Origin of the sequence: Caballeronia sp. SBC1 (genome assembly GCF_011493005.1) — a bacterium.
GTDB lineage: Bacteria > Pseudomonadota > Gammaproteobacteria > Burkholderiales > Burkholderiaceae > Caballeronia.
Genome location: NZ_CP049156.1, coordinates 2,000,391 through 2,023,541 on the forward strand (window position 1 = coordinate 2,000,391; position 23,151 = coordinate 2,023,541).

At 60.1% G+C, this 23,151-nt stretch carries 20 protein-coding genes; 5 read left to right on the forward strand and 15 right to left on the reverse strand.

The annotated features are described in order from the left end of the window. Positions 1-33 precede the first annotated feature (33 nt). Entirely contained in the window at positions 34-426 is a 393-nt protein-coding gene (locus SBC1_RS08840; protein WP_165090925.1) for a hypothetical protein, read from the forward strand. A gap of 46 nt (positions 427-472) precedes the next feature. Here the strand turns inward: SBC1_RS08840 and SBC1_RS08845 are convergent, their stop codons facing one another. Continuing rightward, positions 473-1,921, reverse strand: coding sequence for a cytosine permease (locus tag SBC1_RS08845; RefSeq protein ID WP_165090930.1), 1,449 nt, complete (start codon positions 1,919-1,921; stop codon positions 473-475). A gap of 388 nt (positions 1,922-2,309) precedes the next feature. Next, entirely contained in the window at positions 2,310-3,869 is a 1,560-nt protein-coding gene (locus SBC1_RS08850; protein ID WP_165090935.1) for a methyl-accepting chemotaxis protein, read from the reverse strand. A gap of 344 nt (positions 3,870-4,213) precedes the next feature. Here SBC1_RS08850 and bluB point away from each other — a divergent pair, with 344 nt between their 5' ends. Further along, on the forward strand, positions 4,214-4,888 hold the full coding sequence (bluB, locus tag SBC1_RS08855) for a 5,6-dimethylbenzimidazole synthase (protein ID WP_165090956.1): 675 nt from the start codon (positions 4,214-4,216) through the stop codon (positions 4,886-4,888). Positions 4,889-4,931: 43 nt separating this feature from the next. Here bluB and SBC1_RS08860 read toward each other — a convergent pair whose 3' ends face one another. Next, entirely contained in the window at positions 4,932-6,482 is a 1,551-nt protein-coding gene (locus SBC1_RS08860) for a methyl-accepting chemotaxis protein (protein ID WP_165090961.1), read from the reverse strand. Between the two features lie 631 nt (positions 6,483-7,113). On the opposite strand from SBC1_RS08860, the gene garL reads away from it, so the two are divergent. Both garL and SBC1_RS08870 read left to right on the forward strand, forming a co-directional pair. After that, a complete protein-coding gene (gene garL, locus SBC1_RS08865) occupies positions 7,114-7,899 on the forward strand; it encodes a 2-dehydro-3-deoxyglucarate aldolase (protein ID WP_165090965.1) in 786 nt (261 codons plus the stop codon). Between the two features lie 52 nt (positions 7,900-7,951). Continuing rightward, positions 7,952-8,848 carry a 2-hydroxy-3-oxopropionate reductase gene (locus tag SBC1_RS08870; protein WP_241201905.1) on the forward strand — a complete coding sequence of 299 codons (897 nt, stop codon included), beginning with the start codon at positions 7,952-7,954 and terminating at the stop codon, positions 8,846-8,848. A gap of 103 nt (positions 8,849-8,951) precedes the next feature. On the opposite strand, the gene SBC1_RS08875 is transcribed toward SBC1_RS08870, so the two are convergent. The 5 genes from SBC1_RS08875 to SBC1_RS08895 all read right to left on the reverse strand — a co-directional run bounded on the left by SBC1_RS08875 (position 8,952) and on the right by SBC1_RS08895 (position 12,857). Next, positions 8,952-9,725, reverse strand: coding sequence for a transporter substrate-binding domain-containing protein (locus SBC1_RS08875; RefSeq protein WP_165093183.1), 774 nt, complete (start codon positions 9,723-9,725; stop codon positions 8,952-8,954). Positions 9,726-9,810: 85 nt separating this feature from the next. Continuing rightward, a complete protein-coding gene (locus SBC1_RS08880) occupies positions 9,811-10,539 on the reverse strand; it encodes an amino acid ABC transporter ATP-binding protein (RefSeq protein ID WP_165090989.1) in 729 nt (242 codons plus the stop codon). Next, positions 10,523-11,176, reverse strand: coding sequence for an amino acid ABC transporter permease (locus tag SBC1_RS08885; RefSeq protein WP_165090992.1), 654 nt, complete (start codon positions 11,174-11,176; stop codon positions 10,523-10,525). The genes SBC1_RS08880 and SBC1_RS08885 overlap by 17 nt, the downstream gene beginning before the upstream one ends. Then, positions 11,173-11,922, reverse strand: coding sequence for an amino acid ABC transporter permease (locus SBC1_RS08890; protein ID WP_165090995.1), 750 nt, complete (start codon positions 11,920-11,922; stop codon positions 11,173-11,175). Before SBC1_RS08890 ends, SBC1_RS08885 begins: the two co-directional genes overlap by 4 nt. A gap of 113 nt (positions 11,923-12,035) precedes the next feature. After that, positions 12,036-12,857, reverse strand: coding sequence for an NAD(P)-dependent oxidoreductase (locus tag SBC1_RS08895; protein WP_165090998.1), 822 nt, complete (start codon positions 12,855-12,857; stop codon positions 12,036-12,038). A 172-nt stretch (positions 12,858-13,029) separates the two neighbouring features. On the opposite strand from SBC1_RS08895, the gene SBC1_RS08900 reads away from it, so the two are divergent. Next, a complete protein-coding gene (locus tag SBC1_RS08900; protein WP_370469553.1) occupies positions 13,030-13,776 on the forward strand; it encodes a FadR/GntR family transcriptional regulator in 747 nt (248 codons plus the stop codon). Between the two features lie 39 nt (positions 13,777-13,815). Here the strand turns inward: SBC1_RS08900 and SBC1_RS08905 are convergent, their stop codons facing one another. The 7 genes from SBC1_RS08905 to SBC1_RS08935 all read right to left on the reverse strand — a co-directional run bounded on the left by SBC1_RS08905 (position 13,816) and on the right by SBC1_RS08935 (position 22,904). After that, positions 13,816-14,838: a substrate-binding domain-containing protein gene (locus SBC1_RS08905; RefSeq protein WP_165091001.1), complete on the reverse strand. Its 1,023-nt coding sequence runs from the start codon at positions 14,836-14,838 to the stop codon at positions 13,816-13,818. A gap of 1,024 nt (positions 14,839-15,862) precedes the next feature. Then, complete coding sequence (locus SBC1_RS08910; RefSeq protein ID WP_165091005.1) at positions 15,863-16,948, reverse strand: ABC transporter ATP-binding protein; 1,086 nt, start codon at positions 16,946-16,948, stop codon at positions 15,863-15,865. 14 nt (positions 16,949-16,962) lie between these two features. Next, complete coding sequence (locus SBC1_RS08915; RefSeq protein ID WP_165091009.1) at positions 16,963-17,847, reverse strand: carbohydrate ABC transporter permease; 885 nt, start codon at positions 17,845-17,847, stop codon at positions 16,963-16,965. After that, on the reverse strand, positions 17,844-18,680 hold the full coding sequence (locus SBC1_RS08920; protein WP_370469619.1) for a carbohydrate ABC transporter permease: 837 nt from the start codon (positions 18,678-18,680) through the stop codon (positions 17,844-17,846). The genes SBC1_RS08915 and SBC1_RS08920 overlap by 4 nt, the downstream gene beginning before the upstream one ends. 116 nt (positions 18,681-18,796) lie before the next feature. Next, on the reverse strand, positions 18,797-20,032 hold the full coding sequence (locus SBC1_RS08925; RefSeq protein ID WP_165091015.1) for an ABC transporter substrate-binding protein: 1,236 nt from the start codon (positions 20,030-20,032) through the stop codon (positions 18,797-18,799). Between the two features lie 83 nt (positions 20,033-20,115). After that, positions 20,116-21,501 (reverse strand): GH1 family beta-glucosidase, encoded by a 1,386-nt coding sequence (locus SBC1_RS08930; protein ID WP_165091019.1) that lies wholly within the window; start codon positions 21,499-21,501, stop codon positions 20,116-20,118. A gap of 215 nt (positions 21,502-21,716) precedes the next feature. Then, complete coding sequence (locus SBC1_RS08935; RefSeq protein WP_165091022.1) at positions 21,717-22,904, reverse strand: GAF domain-containing sensor histidine kinase; 1,188 nt, start codon at positions 22,902-22,904, stop codon at positions 21,717-21,719. Positions 22,905-23,151: the final 247 nt, after the last annotated feature.

The following is a 23,151-nucleotide window of genomic DNA, read 5'->3' on the forward strand; positions in this document are numbered from 1 at the left end:
AACACGAACGTAGCCACGCTCGCCTGATCCGCCATGCCAAATCATCTCGATGCTTCAGCTCTCTTAGCAATTGCGTTACACGCAGAGTCGCTGGCCGCAGGGCCATGCAATTGCACTCGAACCCCGCTTGACGGCTGGAACTCACAGCCGGTTTCTCTGGACGAACAGCGCCTCGAGGAAATCGGCACGCTCGTTGTGGATGATGATCCCGAGCCTAGCTATCGGGAGCACCTGCCGGGCAAGGTTGATTATTGGTCTCCCGAGGCGCCCATCACACCGCGTTTTTTCCCCTATAACCGCTGCACCGTATGGCAATGCACGCAATGCAGCCGGCTCTATCTTCGATACACGGAAGGCGGAGGTTACTTTGTCGACCGTCGAATCCGCGCGGTGAATTCGGCTTTGATCCAGGATATCCCTTTGTGAGCTGATGAGCGCCTGACGGGAGGGTGCAACCCAAAACAGGCGAGCGTTACTTCCCTGTAGACGTGGTCGGCTGGGCAGGCAGAATCAAATGCGGGGGCGCAGCGTGCGCCTTGTGGCGAGCGGCAAAGTAATACAGCAGAGCCGGCACCGCGAGCCCGACGATCCAGGAAATGTCCGCGCCGTCGAGCTTGTCCACCAGCGGGCCGGTATAGAACGCGCTCGAAATGAAGGGCAATTGCACGAGCACCCCGATTGCATATACCGCGATACCCGTCATGTTCCAGCGCCCGTAGCGGCCATCCGGATCGTAAAGCGCGGGGACGTCGTAACGATCCTTGGTAATGAAGTAATAGTCGACCAGGTTGATCGCGCTCCACGGCGTAAAGAACGCGAGCAGAAACAGGATGAACGATGAGAACTCTTTCAGGAACGCGTGACGACCGGCGAGCGCGAGGCCCATCGCAAGTCCAACCATCGCGACAATGTAGATCATGCGGTTACGCGTCGACAAACGCTGTTCACCGCGAAAGCCGCTGACCACCGTCGCGATCGACATCACGCTGCCGTACGCATTCAGCGTCGTGATGGTGATCTTGCCAAACGCGATGGCGAAGTAAAGCAGCGCGGCAATCGCCCCGCTCCCGCCGAGACTGACGACAAACGACACCTCGTGATGCGAGAACTGCTTGCCGGCGAGCGCGGCGGCGAACACGCCGAACACCATCGCCACCTGCGCGCCGATCACTGAGCCAAGTCCGATGGCCCAGAACGTTTTGCGCGGCGACGTGGAAGACGGCAGATAGCGAGAATAGTCGGCAACGTACGGGCCAAATGCGATTTGCCACGACGCGGACAGAGACATGGATAGCAGGAAGCTGCTCAACGTGAAGTGACGGTTCGCCAGCAAGGAGCCGATATCGTGACCGGCCAGCAGCCGCGCAAACATGTACACGAACGCGAGCACGCCGATCACGCTGGCGACGCGGCCTATTGCGTGGATCACGCGATATCCGAACACCGTAAAGCCGACAATCACCGCCGTGAACACGACAATGCCAACCGCGTCGTCCACGTGCAGCAGCTGCGCGACTGCCTGCCCCGCGAGCACCGAACCGCTTGCCGAAAAGCCGACGTACATCAGGCACACCAGCGCGATAGGAATCACCGCACCGAACACCCCGAACTGCACGCGGCTCGATATCATTTGCGGGAGTCCGAGTTGCGGCCCTTGCGCTCCATGCAACGCCATCACGCCACCACCTATCAGTTGACCGACCATCAGGCCGATCAAGGACCAGAACACGTCGCCGCCGAGCACGACCGCAAGCGCGCCAGTGACGATCGCGGTGATCTGCAGATTGGCGGCCAGCCATAGCGTGAACTGGCTGCCAAGGCCGCCATGACGTTCGGCGTCGGGGATGTAGTCGATGGTGCGGCGTTCGGCAATGGTGCTGCCCTGTGCGCCGCTCTGTGTGCCGGTCTGTGATGCGGACATGGATACCCTCGAGTCAGTGGCGTCGCGTGAATCGCGTATTGCCAGCTTCTTTCAATACATCGTCGTGCAATACGTCTGCGCTACAGCCCGAACCGCGAACGTCGCCGGGCGGCAACTCACGATTCAATGCGACTTTATGGGAACCAATATGTATAGACAAGTCCGTTATTATCGATGTTTACCCCTAACTGTAGTTTATAAAAATTCAGAGAATCTTGCACAAATTATCTATAAATCAATAGCTTGAGTTTAATTTTTCTTGATGATCGCGTGACTTATGCCGGCCAATATCTTTTTCATATGTATAGACAAGATGTAAGGTTGCCAACTTTATTTTGACTGGCCATCGCTCCCCCATCGCACGGACGCAAGGATGAAAACCGGATTTTCACGCAGTGGCTTTCAGGCGAAAAAGCGCCACCGCGTCATTCAACTGCCGGCTCTGCTCTTCCAGTGACACCGCGGCCGCAGACGCCTCTTCCACTAGCGCCGAGTTCTGCTGCGTCATCTCTTCCATTTGCGCCACCGTCACGTTGACCTGTTCGATACCCGTGGTCTGCTCGCCCGACGCCAGGCTGATCTCCGCCATGATCGCGCTCACACGCCTGACCGCTTCCACGACCTCCACCATGGTCGCGCCCGCATGAGCCACCAGTTGGCTGCCGTCCTTCACACTCAACGTTGACGCACCGATCAATTCCTTGATCTCCTTCGCCGCCGATGCCGACCGTTGCGCCAGGCTTCGCACCTCACTTGCAACGACCGCGAAACCCCGGCCCTGCTCGCCTGCCCGCGCGGCTTCCACGGCCGCATTCAGCGCGAGGATATTGGTCTGGAATGCAATCCCTTCAATCACGCTGACAATGCCAACAATCTTGTCGGAGCTACCCGAGATGGCGTCCATGGTCGCGACCACGCGATTCACTACATCCCCGCCGCGCAACGCGATGTCCGATGCGCCCGCAGCGAGTTCGCTGGCATTGCGCGCGTTGTCCGCGTTCTGCCTGACGGTGGCGGTCAACTGCTCCATGCTCGACGCCGCTTCCTGAAGCGACGCAGCTTGTTGCTCAGTACGCGCCGACAGATCGAGATTGCCGCCCGAGATCGCATGGGCATCACGCACGATTGTCTCCGCGCTCGAACGCACTTTGCGCACCGTCTGCGCAAGCCCCTCTTGCATGCCTTTCAACGCATTGAGCATGTAGCCCATCTCGTTGTTGCGCTGGACCGTCACGGTGCTGGTCAGGTCGCCGGCCGAGATCCGGCCGAAATAATCGACGGCCATATCGATCGGCCGCACGATCGCCCGGGTCAATATCCTCTGCGCGAAGAAGCCGATGACGAGCGCGACGACCGCAGCGGCGCCGAGTGCCCAGAGCATGGCTTCGAAACGTGCATCGGTGGTGTCGAAGCGTGCTTTCTGGCGTTCGACCTGGAAGTTTTCCAGCGCGGTCAGCGCACTTTGATAATCGGAGAACAGCGCGGGCGGCGCCTCTCGCTGGGTGGTAAGGAAATCCACCAGATTGTCCTGATCGAGCTCGGTCAGCGCCTTCTGGAACACTTGGGCCAGCAGTTGCTCGCGCCGCGCCTGCATCGCATCGATAAGCGCCTTCTCCGCTGGCACCGGCTCGTGAAGCTTCCGAAAAGCTTCCAGTTCCTTGTTGCTCTCGTTAAGGAGCGCATGCTGCCGGGCAATTTCGCGCTGGGCGGGCTTGCCGGCGCTGATCAGTTGCTCGACTTCGCCAAACCCGGCACGCAGCAAGAGCAAGCGCTCCGAGCTGGTTTTGAGGTGCAGCACCGAAGCGGTATCGTCGCGATACATCTCCCTGAGCGCCGAATTGCTGCCGTACAAACCCAGGATGCCCACCGCGATTACCGCGATGAGCAAGACGGTGTAAATGGCGATCGTCGCGACCAGGCCGCCGCGAATAGTCATGTGTTTGCGCATAAGGGCTAGTCCCCACTGCGTCGCTGTGGTGCGCGGCGCAACAGGTCTGTATCCTCCGGATATCTGGGCGAACCGTGAAGGGAACCACTGGAATCAAGCATCGATTGATCAGATAACGGCAGCGCGCGATGCGAAGATTTATCGGAAGGCGACGCGGATGTGGCGTATAGCGACATCGGTGCGCATTCGTGGTGCGTGGACAATGCGGCGGTGGACGTGGGTTGGGCAAATTCCGTTTCCTGTCGATCAACACCGTCGATTAACACCCACGGGTATGGCGCACTCCTTCGCCCGGTTGTTCGCCCGGTTGTTCGCCACTAAGGCACTTTTTTAAGCATGGATGTATGACTGATTCGACCTTCAAGCGTTTTTCCGAGCCCGAGATTGCCGCGGTGTACCGCGCGATCCACGAACGTCGCGACATGCGGCATTTCACCAATACACCCGTTGCGGCCGATCAAATGGCGCGGTTGATCGACGCCGCGCACCATGCGCCAAGCGTCGGTTTCATGCAGCCCTGGCGCTTCGTGCGGGTGACGGACCGGGACCTGCGCATCGCGCTGCATGACATCGTGGAAACCGAGCGGCGCGCCACCGCCGTTGCGCTCAACAAGCGTAGCGATGAATTCATGCGGCTCAAGGTGCAGGGCGTCCTGGACTGCGGCGAAGTCGTGGTCGTCGGTTTGATGGAGAATCGCGAGCGTCACATCTTCGGCCGCCGGACGCTGCCGGAAATGGACCTGGCGTCGGTCGCGTGCGCTATCCAGAACATCTGGCTGGCCGCGCGCGCCGAAGGGCTCGGGATGGGCTGGGTGTCGCTGTTCGATGTTGGCGCGGTGCAACGGCTGCTGCATATGCCTGCCGACGCGAAGCCGGTTGCCATTCTGTGCATCGGGCATGTCGAGCATTTCTACGACGAACCAATGCTGCAAGCAGAAGGTTGGGCCAAGCGCGTCCCTACATCGAATTGCGTGGAAGAGAACCGCTGGCCCGAAACGCTTCCTCGTTCGGATGCATGAGGCGGACGCGTGAGCCGCATGCATAAAGCAAGTTAACGTACCGCTAAGCCTCCGCGAGTTTGAACAGCGCGACGGCCGCGTTCATCTGCGCCGCCTGCGTTTCCAGCGACGCCGCCGCTGCGGCCGCCTGCTCGACCAGCGCCGCGTTTTGCTGCGTCACCTGATCCATCTGCGCGATGGCCACGTTGACCTGCTCAATGCCGGTGGTCTGCTCCTCGGACGCCACCGTGATCTCCCGCATGATGTCCGTGACCCTGCCCACCGCAACAATGATGTCGCTCATCGCACTGCCCGCGTTCCTGACCAGCACGGAGCCGTTGCCAACGCGCTCCACCGACGTGGTGATCAGTTCGCGAATCTCCTTCGCGGCCCCGGCCGAACGTTGCGCCAACGAGCGGACTTCGCTTGCGACCACAGCGAATCCGCGCCCTTGTTCTCCCGCACGCGCCGCTTCGACCGCCGCGTTCAGCGCAAGGATATTGGTCTGGAACGCAATCCCTTCGATCACCCCGATGATCTCCGAAATTTGCTTCGAACTACTATTGATTCCGCCCATGGTCGCCACGACGTCAGCGACAACCCGACCTCCGTGACCCGCTGTTGTCGATGCGGTTTGCGCGAGGCCGCTTGCTTGCCGCGCGCTGTCGGCGTTCTGTCGCACCGTACTTGTCAGTTGGCCAATACTCGCTGAAGTTTCCTGCAGCGAAGCCGCTTGTTCTTCAGTCCGTTGCGACAAGTCGATGTTCCCCGACGCTATCTCTCGTGTCCCCACGGCCATCTGTTCGGTGCCGTCGCGTACGCCGCCGACTATCGTGCTCAAGCCTTGCTGCATTGTCGATAACCCATCAATCAAGCGGCCGATTTCATCGTGCCGGCGCGCGCTGAGCCGGGTTGCCAGGTTGCCTCCGGCAATCTCCGTGCATGCATCCACGGCTGCCCGCAACGGCACGATCACAATCCGCTCCAACGCAACACGCGAAAAGAACGCCAGCACGAGCCCGGCCGCCAGCAAAGTCGAGGCGATCCAGGTGACTGTGTTGGTGCGTCGCTGTGAAGCTTCAAAACGTGCCTTGCCGTGCTCGAATTCCATGGCGACGAGCGGCTGCAGCGCGGCATCGTAGGCGTTGAATGCGTCCTTGATCTGATTCTCGTTGAACTCGCGGATATCGCTCACGCGCTTGGATTCCAGCGCTTGAACCGCCGGCAGCAATGTCTGCTGGACGAGTTGCTCGCGTGCAGTGTTCGCGGTCTGCATGAGCGTTTGCTCTTCGTGGCCGCTTGCTAATACTGCAAACGCTCTCCATGCTGCGTTCGCGCCATCGATCGCTCCCTGAGCGTCACGCAACAACGCGGCCGACTCTGCGCTGCCTGCGCGTGGGTCGTAGTCCTGCAACGCCGTGCGCGCGATCAGCAAGCGGATCGTGTCCTTGGCGAGCAAATCCAGACCGCCGGTGTCCTGCATGTAGAGCGCGCGCATGGATGCGTCCGCCGTTCGTGCCGCGTAGATGCTGTAGCCGCCCGTGGCAGCCAACATGATGGCGAATGCCGCCACCAGGATACTGAGCCATGCCTTGATGCTTACCGCTGTTTTCATCGAATCTCCATACGATGCGCCGCTTCGCGCGAGGACATCGGCCCGTGCCGACCCTCTCCTTACGGCGGATGAGCGGATAAGTTTAGGCAGCCAAGCGGCTGGAACAGATTGCAGCGGGGTGACGCAAAGCCTTGTTTTATAAGGCTCTGCGGCGAGTCATGGAGTGCCGGACGACGAATCGGCAAATACCGGTTATATGCGTGGTAATGCGATTTGCACCTCGGAAGGCGGCCAGCCTGTCATTTCCGCAGTCGCGCGCCCATTCGCTACGCTCGCTCCTTGCAGCGTATTGCCGGCGCAATCGCCGACGCATGGACTTGACGTCCCGAGCGGGCGGATTGCAGGATGAACACGCCTGGCGGGATCGCCGCGATTGCGATCACATCGAGCATGCTCAACGGTTCGCTTGCCGGGACACAACCGATGAACAGAGGCGCGGCTCCCGCAGTCTCGCGTAAGCCTCTAGAAAAAGGGCGCGTGTTGTAGGGAATACCCCTGCACAGTGCCTTTAGGCCGCCAACGCGCTTGCAGTACCGAAAAATCTCGATGTAATATGACGTCTGATAACGTATGAGATTGTCGAGATACTTCTGCGTCCAACTCAAGGCGTCAAGCCAGAGGAAGCCTAGCCATGACATCGTCTTCGTCTTACCAGCCCTTACCCAACACGTTTCGCCAGTCGGTCCTGAAGAGCGAAACCCAGATCGGATGCTGGGCATCCCTCGGCAGCCCCATCACGACCGAACTGCTGGGCATGCTGGGCTTCGACTGGATCCTGCTCGATGCCGAGCACGCGCCCAACGACGTCCTTACCCTCATCCCCCAGCTCATGGCGCTCAAGGACAGCCGTAGCGCCCCCGTGGTGAGGCCGCCGGCCAACGACAGCGTGGTGATTAAGCGGCTGCTCGACAGTGGCTTCTTCAACTTCCTGATCCCCTTCGTCGACAGCGCCGCCGACGCCGCTCGCGCCGTCGCCGCCACGCGTTACCCGCCGCAAGGGATTCGCGGGGTGTCGGTGGGTCATCGCGGGAATCGCTACGGGACCGTAAGCGACTACTTAAGCACCGCGAACGAAAACATTTGCGTCGTGGTGCAGATCGAAAGCCGGACAGCGGTTGATGCAATCGATGAGATCCTTGCCGTCGAAGGCGTTGACGCCGTGTTCCTCGGCCCGTCGGATCTGGCGGCATCGTATGGACACATTGGCAATCCGAATCACCCGGACGTGCAGCAGGCCATCGCCCACGTCTTCGAGCGCGCCCGTGCTGCGGGCAAAGCGAGCGGCACACTAGCGCCCGTGCAGGCCGATGCGGAACGGTATCTGTCGATGGGTTGCCAGGTGGTCGCGGTTTGTGCCGACATGGGTCTTCTCAGGAATGCGGCGCAAGCCGTGCAAAAACATTTCATGCAGAAGTAGGACGAAAGCCGAACGGAAGCAGGACGCATCCAGACAACTTGTGGAGATAGACATGCAAAAAGCAGGCTTCATCGGTCTTGGCATCATGGGCAAACCCATGGCCGAGAACCTCATCAAGAACGGCGTGGCGCTGGCGGCATTTACGCGCAGCGGCGTGCCGGACACGCTGATCCAGGCCGGTGCCGTGGCATGCGACAGCCCGGCCGCGGTCGCGGCACAGGCGGACGTGATCTTCGTCATGGTGCCGGATACGCCGGACGTGGAACGGGTGCTGTTCGGCGACAACGGCGTGGTCGCCGCGCTGCGCGAAGGCCAGGTCGTAGTGGACATGAGCTCAATCTCGCCTATCGCGACTCGCGAGTTCGCAGCGAAGGTCCGCGAACGCGGCGCGGACTATCTGGACGCGCCCGTCTCGGGTGGCGAAGTCGGCGCGAAAGCCGCGTCGCTCACGATCATGGTCGGCGGCTCGCAAGCCACCTTCGACAGCGTGAAACCGCTCTTCGACATGATGGGCAAAAACGTCTCGCTGATCGGCGAAGTCGGCGCGGGACAGGTCTGCAAGCTGGCGAACCAGGTGATCGTCGCGGCGACGATCGAAGCGGTGGGTGAAGCGTTGTTGCTGGCGTCCAAAGCCGGTGTCGATGCTGAGAAAGTGCGTACCGCATTGATGGGCGGTTTCGCCTCCTCGCGCATTCTGGAAGTGCACGGCGAACGCATGACCAAACGCACGTTCAATCCGGGCTTTCGCATTGAACTGCATCAGAAGGATTTGAACCTCGCGCTTTCAACAGCGCAGTCGCTTGGGGTGTCGCTGCCTAACACCGCGACCTGCCAGGCGCTGTTCAACGCTTGCGCAGCGCACGGCGGCAAGGCATGGGATCACTCCGGAATGGTTCGCGCGCTGGAGTTTCTGGCGAACCACGAAATCGGTCAGACACCTGCGGCCTGATCTGCTTTTAGCGCAAACACGCGGAGGGCCCAAATCAAATAAAAGGTCATCGCGGTCAACATCGCGATGACCTTTTTCACGTCATGCGGGACTAACCCTTTGCTTATCCCTTCGTCACGCTCGCCGGCAAATCGCGGCCGTGATACTTCTTGTAGATCGTGTTGAGCGTACCGTTTTTCTGGTTCGTGCTCACCCAGTTGTTGACCCATTCCTTGAGCTTCGGCTCATCCTTGTTCATCGCAATGCCCAGGTCGAAATCCTTCTGCGGGAACTTCAATTCCAGATTGCGATTCGGCGCGCGCTTGACCATCTCGGCAAGGTTCGACGGCGTGCTCGAGAAGATGTCGACCTGCCCCGTCACCACGGACGTGATCAGCGTGGCGTCGTCTTCATAGCGCTGAATCTGCGCACCCTTCGCCAATTGCGTCGTGATGCTGTCGTTGACGGTGGCGCGCGTGAGGCCAATGGTCTTGCCGTTCAGGTCACCGTAATTCTTGACGTTCTCATTTTTCGTCCCGCCCACGATGATCGTGATCACCGCATAGGGAATCGAGAAGTCGACGACCTTGGCGCGCTCAGGCGTGATCGACAAATCTGCTATCACCAGGTCCGCGCGCTTGGCCTGCAAGGTCGGCACGCGCGCTGCATTCGTGATCTGCACGAGCTCGAGCTTTACGCCCAGATCCTTGGCAAGTGCCACGGCCGTGTCCACATCGGACCCCGCGGGCTGTAGGTTGGCATCGGCGTAGCTGAAGAGCGGCGTGCCCATTGCGATTGCCACGCGGATCTTGCCTGCTTTCTTTATGTCGTCGAGCTGGTCGGCCATCGCGCTGTGCACGACACCCGCGAGCAACAAAGCGGCCACGCAGCCGCGCATGATGAATCGGTTGGTCTTCAAAGCAGTCTCCATTTTTATGGTCGGTTCAAAAGATCTTCTTCGGGCCTGGACTACAGGCTAAAAGCTACAGGCCGTTGTTCAGGAACGTGCGCAACTCGGGCGTCTGCGGCGCATCGAGCATGTCACCGCTGCCGACCTCCCACACCTTTCCCTGATGCATATAAATGATGCGGTCCGCCATGCGCTTGGCGAAAGCCATCTCGTGCGTGACCAGCAACATCGTCATGCCGTCCTTCGCCAGGTCCTCCATCACGCGCAGCACTTCACCCGTCAGTTGCGGATCGAGTGCAGACGTCACTTCGTCAAACAACATGACTTTCGGCGACATCGCAAGCGATCGAGCAATCGCCACGCGCTGCTGCTGTCCTCCAGAAAGTTGCTCGGGATAGGCATCGGCTTTCTGCGCGAGGCCGACCTGATCGAGCACGCTCATTGCCACTCGGCGCGCTTCATCGCGTCCGAGTTTCTTCACGTGGCGCAGCGCCAGCATGATGTTTTCTTCCACGGTCAAATGCGCGAACAAGTTGTAGCTTTGAAACACGATGCCGACTTCGCGACGCAACTGGTGCAGGTCCACCTTCGGGTCATCAACACGAATGCCGCATACCTCGATCGTGCCGCGGTCGATGGTTTCCAGACGATCGATACACCGAAGCGCTGTGCTTTTCCCTGAACCGCTCGCGCCGATCACGGCGATCATTTCGCCCTTGGCCACTTCCAGTGACACGCCCTTGAGCACCTGGTTCGAGCCGAAGCTCTTATAGACGTCCCCGAGCTTAACGATTGCCGACATTGAGCTTTTTCTCCATCGATTGGCTCCAGCGCGAGAGCGGATAACACAACACGAAATAGAAGACCCCGACCAGCCCGAACACGAGGAACGGTTGAAAAATCGAGTTGTTGATGATCTGGCCCGCGCGGGTCAATTCGACGAAACCAATCACCGAAGCGAGCGACGTCATCTTGATGACCTGCACCAAAAAACCAACCGTTGGCGGCAGCGCGAGACGCAGCGCTTGCGGGATGATCACGAGGCGCAGAGTCTGCCAGCGCGTCAATGACAGGCATTCAGCCGCTTCCCATTGGGGCTTCGGCATGGCGTCTATGCATCCGCGCCAGATGTCGCCGAGATACGCGCTCGTGTACACCATCAGCGCGAGGCCAGCCGCGACCAGCGCAGGCACCTGGAAGCCATACACGGACAAACCGAAGTAGACGATGAACAGCAGGATCAGCAGCGGAATGCCCTGAATCGCTTCGATATAAACCATCGCCGGACGGCTGAGCCAGCGGTGCGGCGAGATGCGCGCGAGCATCACGCCGAAGCCGCCAATGCTGCCCAGCACGAAGGCCAACGCGGAGAGCACGAGCGTCCACCAGATCGAGTGCACGAGATAAAACAAGTGCGCCGTAGTGAAACCGCCGGTCATGCTGCACCTCCGGGTATCACTGTATCGATACGTCCTTGATCGGGCACCGGCTTGCCGGCGCGCTCCGCCGCCTGGCGCATGACCCGCCGCCGCTTGAACGCAACCTCGCCTACGCCCCACGCAATCAGCTTGATGAGCAGCGACAACGCGAGATACAGCAGCGCCACGACAATGTACGTTTCGAGCGAGCGGAAGGTATCGGACTGCACGGTGTTCGCCGTTGCCGTGAGCTCTTCCGCCGAGATCTGCGACGCGATGGCCGAGGCCTGCATCATCAGGAGGAACTGGCTGGTCAGCGCGGGATACACCTTCTCGATGGACGGCTGAAGCATCACATGCCAGCCGATCCGCCAGCGCGACAACCCCAGGCATTCGGCCGCCTCGATCTGCCCGCGCGGCACCGATTCAAGACCTGCACGAATGATCTCGGCCGCGTAAGCGCCAATGTTGATTACCATCGCGAGCGCCGCGGCGGCGAACGTCGGCATGCGCACGCCGAAACTGGCAAGCCCGAAGTACAGCAGGAATATCTGCACAAGAAACGGCGTGTTGCGCACGGCCTCGATATAGATCGAGCATAGCCGCGATAAAAGCCGGTTCCGGCCGCGCTTGGCAAATGCGACCAGCGTACCCAGGATCACACCGAAAAACACCGCCACGGTCGTCATCTTCAACGTCAGCCAGGCGCCTTTCAGGAAGACGGGCCAGTACGGAAGCAGCGGGCTGAAATCGAGAGAGAAAGTCATCGCGGCAGTGTCTAGGTTTGTGACGAGCACGGGCGTCGGTCTTGCGTCGCCCGCTGCCATAGCGTCCCGCAGCGCAGCGCCGCCAGCGCCCGGGCTTGCGGGCTTAGCGAACGCTATTCGAACGGCCCGGTGGTGGTGAACGCCCCGCCCTGCAACACCGCAACGGCACTGCCAGGCTCGGGCGCGGGCTGCGCCTCAACCTTCGCACGGAACGGCTCCGAGGAGTCACGCGCGATAAATCCGAGTCGCGCGGCAAACCGGTTGTCCCACCACGTGACTACGTTGTCAGACATGCCGTAGACCACGGTATGGCCGACATCGGGCGTGAAGAGACTGCGCTGCAGGAGTTCGAGCAGGTCGTCGTAGCTGAGCCAGCTCGCCATCATCCGGCGATCCTTCGGCTCAGGAAACGTGGAGCCGATACGGATGCTCACCGTCTCTATTCCGTAGCGATCGAAATAGAACTGGGCCACGTCTTCACCGAACGATTTGGACAGGCCGTAGTAGCCGTCGGGACGTCGCAGCGCATGCGCGTCGATCTTCTCGTCCTGCCGATAAAACCCGGTGACGTGATTGGAGCTGGCGAAGATGACACGCTTGACGCCATGCCGGCGGGCGCCTTCGTAGAGGTTGTACACCCCCTTGATATTGGCTTCCAGCACTTCTTCGAAGGGCCGTTCCACCGATACCCCGCCAAGATGGATGATCGCGTCGCAACCGGCAACCAGCGCGTCGACCGCCTGCTTGTCCGAGAGATCGCACGGGATGACTTCTTCATGCGGCGCGGCGTCCGGGGACAACGTGGCCGACAGATCCGACACCCTGATTTTGTCCGCGAACGCGGCCATGCGCGAACGGATGACCTTGCCTACGCCGCCGGCAGCGCCGGTCAGCAACAGGCGTTTAAACGGGACTGTGTGTTCTTGATTGGCCATGTAAGCCTGTCTCCAATAAGCGCGGCTACCGGGAGCTTGCACACTCCTTTCGGTCGGTTGGGCCGCTTGATCCATCTTTTATTGTACGTTGTCATATGACTACAGGGTGCATATAATCATTCGCAAATCCATTTGTCAACTTTCGCGAAACATTATTCCAATCGAGGTAGCCGTGCAGAGACCGACTCGTGCTGTCTTCGAAACCCCGGCCTATCACTCGGTACGTCGCAGCCTGACGACCGAATTGGTCGATGCACTGCGCCAGCAGATCGACACCGCCGAGCTCAAAGTGGGCGACCGGCTCGCGACTGAAGCGGAAATGGTGCAGCGCTTCAACGTGAGCCGCACGGTAGTACGCGAGGCGTTGTCGAAGTTGCAGGCCGCGGGGCTGGTGGAGACGCGGCATGGCATCGGCACGTTCGTCTGCGAGGCGCCGAGCAGAGGCCTGTTTCAACTCGACCCTGCGGACGTGGCTGGTTCCATCGACGCCCTCGCCGTCCTTGAGCTGCGCATCAGCCTGGAGACGGAGAGCGCGGGACTGGCCGCGGCGCGATGCGACACAGCGCAGATCGCTGCCATGCGGCGCGCGCTGAGCGACTTCGAGCGCAACCTTGGCGAAGCGAACGGGACCATATCGCCCGATATCCGCTTTCATCTTGAGATCGCGCAGGCAACCGGCAACCGCTATTTTGTGGAGATCATGACGCATCTCGGCACCCACATGATCCCGCGCACCCGCCTCACCGCCACGCAGATTCCGCCCGCCCAGTACGCGGACTATCTGACGCGCGTGAACCGCGAGCATGAGCAGATCTGCGATGCCATCGAGCGTGGTGACGCCGACTCGGCTCGCACCGCCATGCGGCTACATTTGATCAACAGCCGCGAGCGTTTGCGGCGCGCGCAGACAAGCGTTTGAGCGCCGCGGCGGCGTCACGTCACGTCACATCACGTTACTTTAAGTGCGCATTCGTTTTGCCGGAGCGGCAACCGACGCCCGGTTCGTAACCGTCACGGGAAACTCGCGATAGATCGTGTACGCGGTCCCATAACACGCGTTGAGCAACCATCGAACGGCGTTTTGCGTGAGATCGGCAGTCGGGATGTGAACCGATGTCAGGCCCGGCGCGGAGAACGCGGCCGAGTAGTCGTCGTCGTAACCTACGACCGACATTTCATTCGGCACCGAGATGCCCGCTTGCTGCAAACACGATAAGGCGCCTATCGCCATGGTGTCGTTGGCGCAGAACAGCCCGGTAAACCTTTTCTTCGACGCCAGCAGTTGCTTCGCCGAGTCATATCCGCCGTCCGGCGAAAAGTCCGATTCGATCAACTGGACCTCGGTCCGGTCAATGCCGTTGCGCGCGAGTTCTTCGAAGAATCCTGCGATCCGCGCATGATTGTCGGAAGCCTGGAAAGGCCCTGAAATCACGGCTATTTTCTTGTGTTGATGCGCAAGCAGCGTCTGCGCCGCCAGCACCCCTCCCCGATGATGATCCGCGCAAAACGACGCCTCCGGCATCTGCGCGAAGTCGCGATTGAGGAACACCATTTTCGGATGCATGCGGTGCAGCTTGATGAGGTCATCGTCGTGCAGGTCATGGCTCGTCACGACTATACCGTCGCAATCGCGGCCGATCAGGAACTGCACGGCTTCGATCGCCTGGTCGCGCGGCGAGTCGTCACCGCAGCCCGTTGCCACCACCACGTGGCGATGCACCTTGCGCAACTCCATATCGGTCTGCTCGAGGATCGTGCCGTAGTATGGGCCGAAGAACGTCGGCACGAAGATGCCGATCATGCCGAGCGATTGCGTCGAGAGCGCGCGCCCAAGCGATGATGGCCGGAAGTTCAACTCGGCGATCGCTGCCTGCACGCGCGCGAGCGCATCGGCGGAAACGGGTCCGCGGCCGGAGATAGCGCGCGATGCGGTGGACATGCCCACGCCGGCCAGGGCCGCGACGTCCTTCAGGGTTGCCACTTTTACTTTTACTCCGTGGTTTTTCGTTCGCACTCGGAGGGAATGGTCCGATGGCGCTTGGTGGTTAGGGGTCTATGTTGTCAGGTTTCTGCGGTAGCGGTTAGGGTCAGTGCAGGGGTGCCAGGTTCCGGGGTTAGCGGTCGGGGTCAGTGCCGGGTTGCTGCTTTCAGGGCCTTCGCGGGTTATATGTTGGCTATTTTCTTTATCGCTATTAGCCACTGCGCGTGGCGGCGCGTCATTTCTTTGTCCAAAGCGACAAAGAAACGAAGCAAAGAAAGCGCTTTCAAAACGCGGGCTCGTAAGTGTCCCCAGCGTGCAGTTTTCGTGCTTTTGGTACCCCAAAAGCACGGTGCTCGCCAGAGCGACGGATGTGTGAACCCCTCCTTCTCGCGAATCCTGACACGAACACGCTTCGCCCCCAACGCTCTCGGGCAAGCACCCTTGCCAATGAACGCATACGGCTTGACGCGTCTTTACTGCTTCGCCTCTTGGTGGGTTGGCGATGTGGTCTGCGTGGTTGTCTTCATGGGTTACGGCCTCACGCATTTTTTTGGCCGCTTTGTTTTGAAGTGGGTTGGCAACGTGATTCGGCGTGCATACAAATTCGGTGGAGGGTTGTCCGCGGATAGCGCGGGGCGCTCCTTTGGCAGGTTCAGTCACTGGTGGCGAAGCGTGTGGGTATCCGTGTTCGGAGAAAGAGGGGTTCACACATCCGTCGCTCTGGCGAGTACCGTGCTTTTGGCGTACCCATGTATCAGAACTGCACGCTGTGGACACTTATGAGCCCTCGTTCTGAAAGCGCTTTCTTTGCTTCGTTTCTTTGTCGCTTTGGACAAAGAAATGACGTGCCGCCACGCACAGTGGCTAACAATGATAAAGAGAATATCCAACGCATGCAGACCACTAACCTTGAAAGCAGCAACCCGGCACTGACCACGACCGCTAACGCAGGAACCTGGCAACCCGGCACTGACCACGACCGCTAACCCCGAAAGCCCCCCGCCCCCCGAGTGCGAACGAAAACCTAAAGCCGCTCACCGCTGGTTTCATCGAAGAGCGAGATACGCTTGCTATCGATTGAAAACCCCGTGATCTCGTCAACCGCCGCGTTCGCCGTATCCTGCGCGATCGACGCGATTTGGGCGCCATGATAATCGAGCCAAATTACCCGGTGGTTGCCCATCGGTTCAACGAGCGAAACCGTCCCGCGATGTTCGAACGCCGGATCGATCGATACATCTTCGGGACGCACACCGAGCACGCACGGCTGGTTCTCCGGCGGTGACTGAAGAAACGGATAGGCGGACACATCGATGTCAACGTGCTCATTGTGAAACCGCACCCCGCCGCCCTCGCGACGCAACGTACCTCTAAGCAGGTTCATGCCCGGCGAGCCAAGGAACGTGGCAACAAACAGATTGTTCGGATGCGCGTACACCTGCGCGGGCGTGCCGATCTGCTGAATCACCCCACCGCGCATCACGGCCATGCGGGTCGCCAGCGTCATCGCTTCCACCTGGTCGTGGGTCACGTAGATCATGGTTGCGCCAAGACGCTTATGCAGTTGCTTCAACTCACGCCTGAGCTCCGTGCGCAGCTTTGCGTCGAGGTTGGAGAGCGGCTCATCGAAGAGGAACACGTCCGCTTCACGCACGATCGCCCGACCAATTGCCACGCGCTGACGCTGCCCTCCCGACAACTGCGCGGGCCTGCGCTTGAGCAACGGCCCAAGCTGCAACATCTCGGCCGCACGCGCGACGCGCCGTTCGATCTCGGCTTTGGGCGTACCGGCAATACGCAAGCCAAACGAGAGATTTCGCTCGACGTTCATGGTCGGATACAACGCGTAGGACTGGAACACGAGCGCGATGCCGCGATCTTTCGGATCGGCCCACGTCATGTCCTGACCACCTATTTCGATGCTGCCGCCACTTACATCGATCAGTCCTGCAATGCTATGCAGCAAGGTGGATTTACCGCAACCCGAAGGTCCGAGCAATACGAGGAACTCACCCGGTTCGACCTCAAGATCGAGCGACTCGATAATCGTATGGGAGCCAAGCTGGATCTCCAGATCGCGGATTGAAACGTTCGACATGACTGTAGACATGAATGAGCCCTGGACTAACCCTTGACCGCACCGGAAGCAATGCCGCGCACGAACCAGCGACCCGAAACGAAGTAAATGGCAAGCGGCACCATGGACGTGAGGATGGTCGCCGCCATGTTGACGTTGTAAAGGCGCTCGCCTGTCGTGGTGTTGATGATGTTGTTCAGTTGTACTGTCATCGGCAGATTCCGGGTTCCGGCAAAAACGAGACCCAGGATGAAGTCATTCCAGATGCCCGTGACCTGCATGATGATGGCGACCACAATAATAGGCGTGGACATGGGCACCATCAGTTGCAGGAAGATGCGCCAGAAACCGCCACCGTCCACACGCGCCGCCTGGAAAAGTTCATGCGGCAGCGCTGCATAATAGTTGCGGAACAACAGGGTCATCACGGGCATGCCGAAGATGGTGTGGATCAGCACAATTCCGGGCAACGAGCTGAACAAATGCACCGTTGCAAGCACCCGCACGAGCGGATAGACCATCACTTGCACGGGGATGAACGCACCCACCAGCAGGATGGCGAACAGCGTGCTCGCGCCACGAGGCTTCCAGAACGACAACGCGTAGCCGTTCACCGCACCCACCAGAATGGACAGGACCGTACTTGGCACGACAATACGCACCGAGTTCCAGAAGCCGACCTGAATACCCTGGCAATCCAGTCCCGTACACGCCGATTGCCACGCGACACGCCACGCATCCAGCGTGAAATGAACCGGCAGAGACAGGATATTGCCAAGGCGAATTTCCGTCATCGGCTTGACCGACGTGACGAGCATCACATACAGCGGCAACAGGAAAAACAAGGCCGAAGTCAGCAAGAACGCATACACGCCCAAGCGCGCGGGCGTGAAGCGCGACCTGCGTTTCAATGGGTGACGTGGCGCGTTCATCGGGAATCCCTGAGCCGCAATGCGCGGCTGCGAATATAGAAGACCGGCGCGAGAATCGCGAGCACGGTCACGAGAAGAACGATAGACGCCGCCGACGCCAGCCCAAGATTCGCGCGTCCGAACAAGTAATCCATGATGAACTTCGCGGGCACTTCGCTGGCCGTGCCGGGGCCGCCTTGCGTCATGGCGACCACCGCATCGTAGAGTTTGATGACCATCACGAACAGCAGGATAAAGGCCGTTGAAATGGACGCGCCGAGCATGGGAATGACAATACTGACGTAGACACGCCAGCGCGGAATGCCATCTATGCGCGCCGCCTTCCAGATCTCTTCATCAATGCCGCGCAGCCCCGCGAGCAACAGCGCCATCACGAGTCCCGACGCCTGCCAGACCGTTGCAATCACCAGCGTGTAGATCACGCGATCCTGATCGACGATCCAGTCGAAGCGTGCGTGCGTGAACCCGATCCGGTGCAGCACTTCCTGAATGCCCAGTTCCGGATTCAGGATCCACTGCCACACGAGCCCCGTTGCCACGAACGACATGGCGTACGGATACAGGAAGACCGTGCGCAGCGCGCCCTCCGCCACCACCTTCTGATCGATAAACACCGCCAGCAGCAAGCCGATCGCGAGGCATATGACGATGAAAAAAACCCCATAGATCACGATGTTTTGCAGCGACAGCATCCACCGGTCGTTATTGAAAAGCCGCACGTATTGCGACACGCCCGCAAAACTATTCGACGCGAACGTGCGCGAGTTCGTGAACGACGTGCGCAAGCTCCATAACATCGTACCCAGATAGGCGAACACCACGGTGAGCGCCATCGGCAGCAACGCAATATAGGCTGCCAGCGCAAACCGCTTCCTCAGCGGTTTGCGCTTCACGTGGCCGGCCGGCGCGCGCAAGGTTTTGCCGGCAGGCGCATACGTCCTCACAGCCATCAGCTTTTCAGCCCGCTGGCGAAGGCCTTTTGCGCATCCTCCACCGACTGGTTCTTGTTCCAGAAGTTGGTGATGACATCCTGCAACGCACCGTTGATATCAGGCGGCGTCAGCATTTCTGGATTCGGCAACTGCCGCGACTTGTCCTTCATGATCGCGATGCCCTCCTTCGCACACATGTCGAGACTCGAATCGTTGATGTCCGATCGAATCGGAATCGAACCCTTCTTCGCGCTGAACGCGACCTGGGCAGCCGGCGATGTCATGACCGTCGCCAGCAGTTTTTGCGCCTTGACCGCGTTGGGGTCGTCGGTCTTCGGGAAGACAAACGCGTCGCCGGCGACCAGATACGGCGAATGCGGGCCGAAGCCCGGGAAGCAACCGAAGTCCTTGCCGGCCGTTTGATTGGCGGCGACGAACTCGCCCTTCGCCCAGTCGCCCATGATCTGCACGCCAGCCTTGCCCGAGATCACCAGCGCAGTGGCGTCGTTCCAGTTGCGGCCCGGCGAGCCCGGATCAATATAGTTATGCAGGCGCTTGAACTGCGTCAGCACTTTCTTGAACGCATCGGACTTGACCGCGTTCACATCGCGATCGCGATACACCTTCAAATAAAGGTCCGGGCCGCCGACATCGGCGAACACGGCGTCGAAGGTGATCTTTTCCTGCCATGCCTGACCACCGAGCGCGAGCGGAATCACACCGGCCGCTTTCAGCTTGTCGAGATCCGCGATGAACTCATCGTAGTTGGCCGGCTCCTTCGTGATGCCGGCCTTCTGGAACGCCGGCTTCGAATAGAAGAACCATGCAGGCATGTGGATGTCCACGGGCGCCGCGTAGTAATGCCCGTTCGACTTGATGCTTTCAATGATTGACACCGGGAAGATCTTGTCCCAGTTCTCCTTGGCCGCCACATCGTCCACGTTGTTCAGCAACCCCTGGTCGATGATGTCGTGGAATTGCTTCGACGTATTGAACTGCGCGGCGGTCGGCGGATCACCGCCCATGATGCGGTTGATTGCCGTGGAGCGCGCCTGGTCCGCGCCGGCCACGGCCTGGTCGATCCACAATCCACCCGCCTTGTTATAGGCATCGGCGAACTGCTTGATGGCCGCTGACTCGCCACCCGATGTCCACCAGTGGATCACGGTCGCTTTCAACGGATCGGCGTGCGCGGCGCTGCTCGCCACAACGGCTGCGATGACACTGACCACCAGTTTCTTCATGCTGTTCATTGAGTCTCCTCCGGGCTATGTCTTCTATTTGGACCTGTAGTCCATAGGGTCCAACGGCTTCGGTATTGAAATCGAACCGCGGGTCAGGCGCTCGCGTTTGCGTTGCGCTCTTGAAGGAACTTCGCAATCAGTTCAGCGCTGTGTTTCATGGTGCGTTTCTGCGTCTTGTAGTCGACATGAAACACACCGAAGCGACGTTCATAACCGAAGGCCCATTCGAAGTTATCCATCAGCGACCAGATGAAATAGCCGCGTATGTCGACACCGGCTTTGATCGCGCTATCCACGGCGGCCAGATGGCGCTTGAGGAACGAGATGCGCTGCGGATCATCGACGCGTCCATCGACCACCTTGTCATCCGACGCCATGCCGTTTTCAGTGATGTAGATCGGCGGCAGTGACGGATACGTCTTGTTGAATCCGATCAGCAGGTCGCGTAAGCCATCGGGATGAATCTCCCAGCCCATCTGCGTGCGCTCAACGCCTGGCAATGGCACTTCCGTGAAACCATGCGCGCCGTCGCTCTTCACGTTCGTGCGGAAGTAATAGTTGATGCCGAGGAAATCGAGCGGTGTACCGATGGTGTCCATATCGCCGTCGAGCACCAGCGGCTCGGTGCCCGGCCATAGCTCGAAAAGGTCCTTCGGATAAGCCTTTTTCAACAACGGGTCCAGTATCCACGCGTTGTGCTGGACTTCAAAAAGATGCGCGGCGCGTACGTCGGCTTCGCTGTTGGTGTCAGGGGTACCGCGGCCCACATTCGCGACAATGCCCTTGAGCGACGCCGGATCGTTAGCCCGCAGGACCGGCACGGCGGTACCGTGCGCGAGCAGCAGATGATGCATGGCCTGGGTCGCGTAGCGGCCGTTCGCCAGACCCGGCGCATGATGGCCGTTGCCATAGCCGAGGTACGCAGAACACCAGGGTTCGTTGAGCGTGGCCCAGGCATCGACCTGGCCGCTCAGTTCGCGGCTCATCAGGTCGACGTAGTCAGCGAAGCGATGCACAACGTCACGATTCAGCCAACCGCCGCGGTCTTCCAGATATTGCGGCAAGTCCCAGTGATAAAGCGTGACGAAAGTCTTGAGCCCCTTCTCTTTCAGCCGCCCGATCAGGCGCTTGTAAAAGTCGATGCCCTTCTGGTTCGAACGCCCTGCTTCATCCATCACGCGCGGCCATGCGATGGATAGACGATACCCATCAACATTAAGCGCGGAAAGCAAGTCGAGGTCCGATTCCCACCGATGATAGTGATCGCAAGCGACCGCGCCGGTGTCGCCGGCCAGCACTTTGCCGGGCGTGGCCGAGAACGTGTCCCAGATCGACGGGAGCCTGCCGTCTTCGTTGACGGCGCCTTCGATCTGATAGGAGGCGGTTGCTGCGCCGAGCAGAAAGTCTCGTCGCCAGAGGGCTGAATCGGAGGGTGGGGAAAACGGATCGCTGGAGACAACGGATGCGTCGAGTGCCACGAGGACTCCTGGTGAGCGGTGGAGTGGAAGCGCTTCCACAAGCGCCTGCGAACGATAGCAGCGCCGAATTGGCGGGGACAATCCGGGTTTGTATGGAGAGGGTTGGGGTGACTGAAAGGCGTGATTGCCGCGAGGGAGATCGCGACAAATCGGGAAAAGGCGGGGTACTACGATCGTCCGTAGTGCTTATGCCGGCGGCCGGCGTTCACACCCTGTCACTCACACGGTATCCGTGCCACAAAACACGTCCCCGTCTCCGCCGATGAACTCACGGACAACATGCCACCGTGCGCCTTGACGATCTGCGAGCAAATATAGAGTCCCAACCCGAGGCCCCCGCCCGGCTGGCTGGTCGCCGGCCGCCAATACGGTTCGAAGACTTTTTCCAGGTCTTGCGGCGCGATCGGTGCACCTAGATTAGAGACCGAGATCGCAAGCGCGCCTGCATCGACCGATACCACCACCCGCACCGGTTGATCCGGCGAGCCGTGCGTCAGCGCATTGGCGAGCAGGTTGGACAGCAATTGCTGGATGCGCCCACGGTCGCAGTGGATGCAGCCGTCCACCGCGATCTGTTCCAGGACAACGCGTCCCGGATTCGCATCGCGCAGTTCCGTGACCACATGGCGCAGCGAATCGGCGAGATCGTCAACCGGAGCAAGCGACACGCCAATACCCGCACCAAGCCGGCCACGGGCGAAGTCGAGCACGTCGTCTATTAGCCGCGACATGCGCTGCGTCGTCGCCCGCAACCGCGTGCCGATGCTCACCAGTTCCGGTTCGCTGCTGCGTCGCGCCAGCCATTCCGCGGTCGCGCCCACGGCGGCAAGCGGATTACGCAGATCGTGGCCGAGCACGGCGATGAACTGCTCGCGCAACTCGGCGGTCGCCCGCTCGTTGAGGAGTGCGGCTTCGGTCGCCGAGCGCTCGTTCTCGCTCTCCAGTTGCAGTGCGATCAGTTCTGCGAAGAGCGTGAACATGGTCAGCGTTCGTGCATCCGATACCAGCGCGGGACGTGGATCGATTGCGCACAAATTGCCGAAATAGTCGCCGTTCGGAAGAATGATTGGCACCGAGATATAACTCTCGATGTTGTAGATGCGTGGCGTATGGTGGTCGCGGTAGACCGGATCGGTGCTCGCATGGTCAATAGCAACAGGCCGGCGCATGGCGCGAGACTCACTGCACAGCGTGGTGTGGACATCGAGCTGGCCGCCAGGCAAGAGCCCGAAGTGAATGTCGTCCTGCACGGCACAGGCGGTCCATGTTCCCTCGGTGACGCGCGCCACCGCCGCGAAACCGAGGCCGGTGTTTTTGCAGATCACGCGCAGCATGGACGGAACGGCGCCGATCCGGCCGACAGTGGCCACATCGCGAGCTATGGCTTCGTCGCTGTCGTCCATGGTGGCCTGCAAAACTCCGGAAACAGGGTTCAAGATTCTACCTCTCAGTGCTCGATATTTTTTGTTCGGTGCTGCGGTCAATTGTACGGATCAAGATGCCCGCGACAAGGGCTGGAGACACGGTTGGATCGTAATCTTCTGGATTGCATAGTGCGTACCGCGATGCCAAGATGCGCTGTCGCCATTGACCCATTGGCGCAGGTATCGAGCCGGGGGCGGCCGGTGCCTTCCTGTTAAACCTTACAAA

Excerpts from the sequence above, each read along its gene's own strand:
- bluB (WP_165090956.1), top strand. The coding sequence starts at position 4,214 with ATGACTGATTCGACCTTCAAGCGTTTTTCCGAGCCCGAGATTGCCGCG.
- SBC1_RS08870 (WP_241201905.1), top strand. The coding sequence starts at position 7,952 with ATGCAAAAAGCAGGCTTCATCGGTCTTGGCATCATGGGCAAACCCATG.
- SBC1_RS08885 (WP_165090992.1), bottom strand. The coding sequence starts at position 11,176 with ATGACCGGCGGTTTCACTACGGCGCACTTGTTTTATCTCGTGCACTCG.
- garL (WP_165090965.1), top strand. The coding sequence starts at position 7,114 with ATGACATCGTCTTCGTCTTACCAGCCCTTACCCAACACGTTTCGCCAG.
- SBC1_RS08890 (WP_165090995.1), bottom strand. The coding sequence starts at position 11,922 with ATGACTTTCTCTCTCGATTTCAGCCCGCTGCTTCCGTACTGGCCCGTC.
- SBC1_RS08925 (WP_165091015.1), bottom strand. The coding sequence starts at position 20,032 with ATGAACAGCATGAAGAAACTGGTGGTCAGTGTCATCGCAGCCGTTGTG.
- SBC1_RS08875 (WP_165093183.1), bottom strand. The coding sequence starts at position 9,725 with ATGCGCGGCTGCGTGGCCGCTTTGTTGCTCGCGGGTGTCGTGCACAGC.
- SBC1_RS08840 (WP_165090925.1), top strand. The coding sequence starts at position 34 with ATGCCAAATCATCTCGATGCTTCAGCTCTCTTAGCAATTGCGTTACAC.
- SBC1_RS08920 (WP_370469619.1), bottom strand. The coding sequence starts at position 18,680 with ATGGCGCTCACCGTGGTGTTCGCCTATCTGGGTACGATGTTATGGAGC.
- SBC1_RS08895 (WP_165090998.1), bottom strand. The coding sequence starts at position 12,857 with ATGGCCAATCAAGAACACACAGTCCCGTTTAAACGCCTGTTGCTGACC.
- SBC1_RS08935 (WP_165091022.1), bottom strand. The coding sequence starts at position 22,904 with ATGGACGACAGCGACGAAGCCATAGCTCGCGATGTGGCCACTGTCGGC.
- SBC1_RS08850 (WP_165090935.1), bottom strand. The coding sequence starts at position 3,869 with ATGCGCAAACACATGACTATTCGCGGCGGCCTGGTCGCGACGATCGCC.
- SBC1_RS08915 (WP_165091009.1), bottom strand. The coding sequence starts at position 17,847 with ATGAACGCGCCACGTCACCCATTGAAACGCAGGTCGCGCTTCACGCCC.
- SBC1_RS08910 (WP_165091005.1), bottom strand. The coding sequence starts at position 16,948 with ATGTCTACAGTCATGTCGAACGTTTCAATCCGCGATCTGGAGATCCAG.
- SBC1_RS08880 (WP_165090989.1), bottom strand. The coding sequence starts at position 10,539 with ATGTCGGCAATCGTTAAGCTCGGGGACGTCTATAAGAGCTTCGGCTCG.
- SBC1_RS08860 (WP_165090961.1), bottom strand. The coding sequence starts at position 6,482 with ATGAAAACAGCGGTAAGCATCAAGGCATGGCTCAGTATCCTGGTGGCG.
- SBC1_RS08845 (WP_165090930.1), bottom strand. The coding sequence starts at position 1,921 with ATGTCCGCATCACAGACCGGCACACAGAGCGGCGCACAGGGCAGCACC.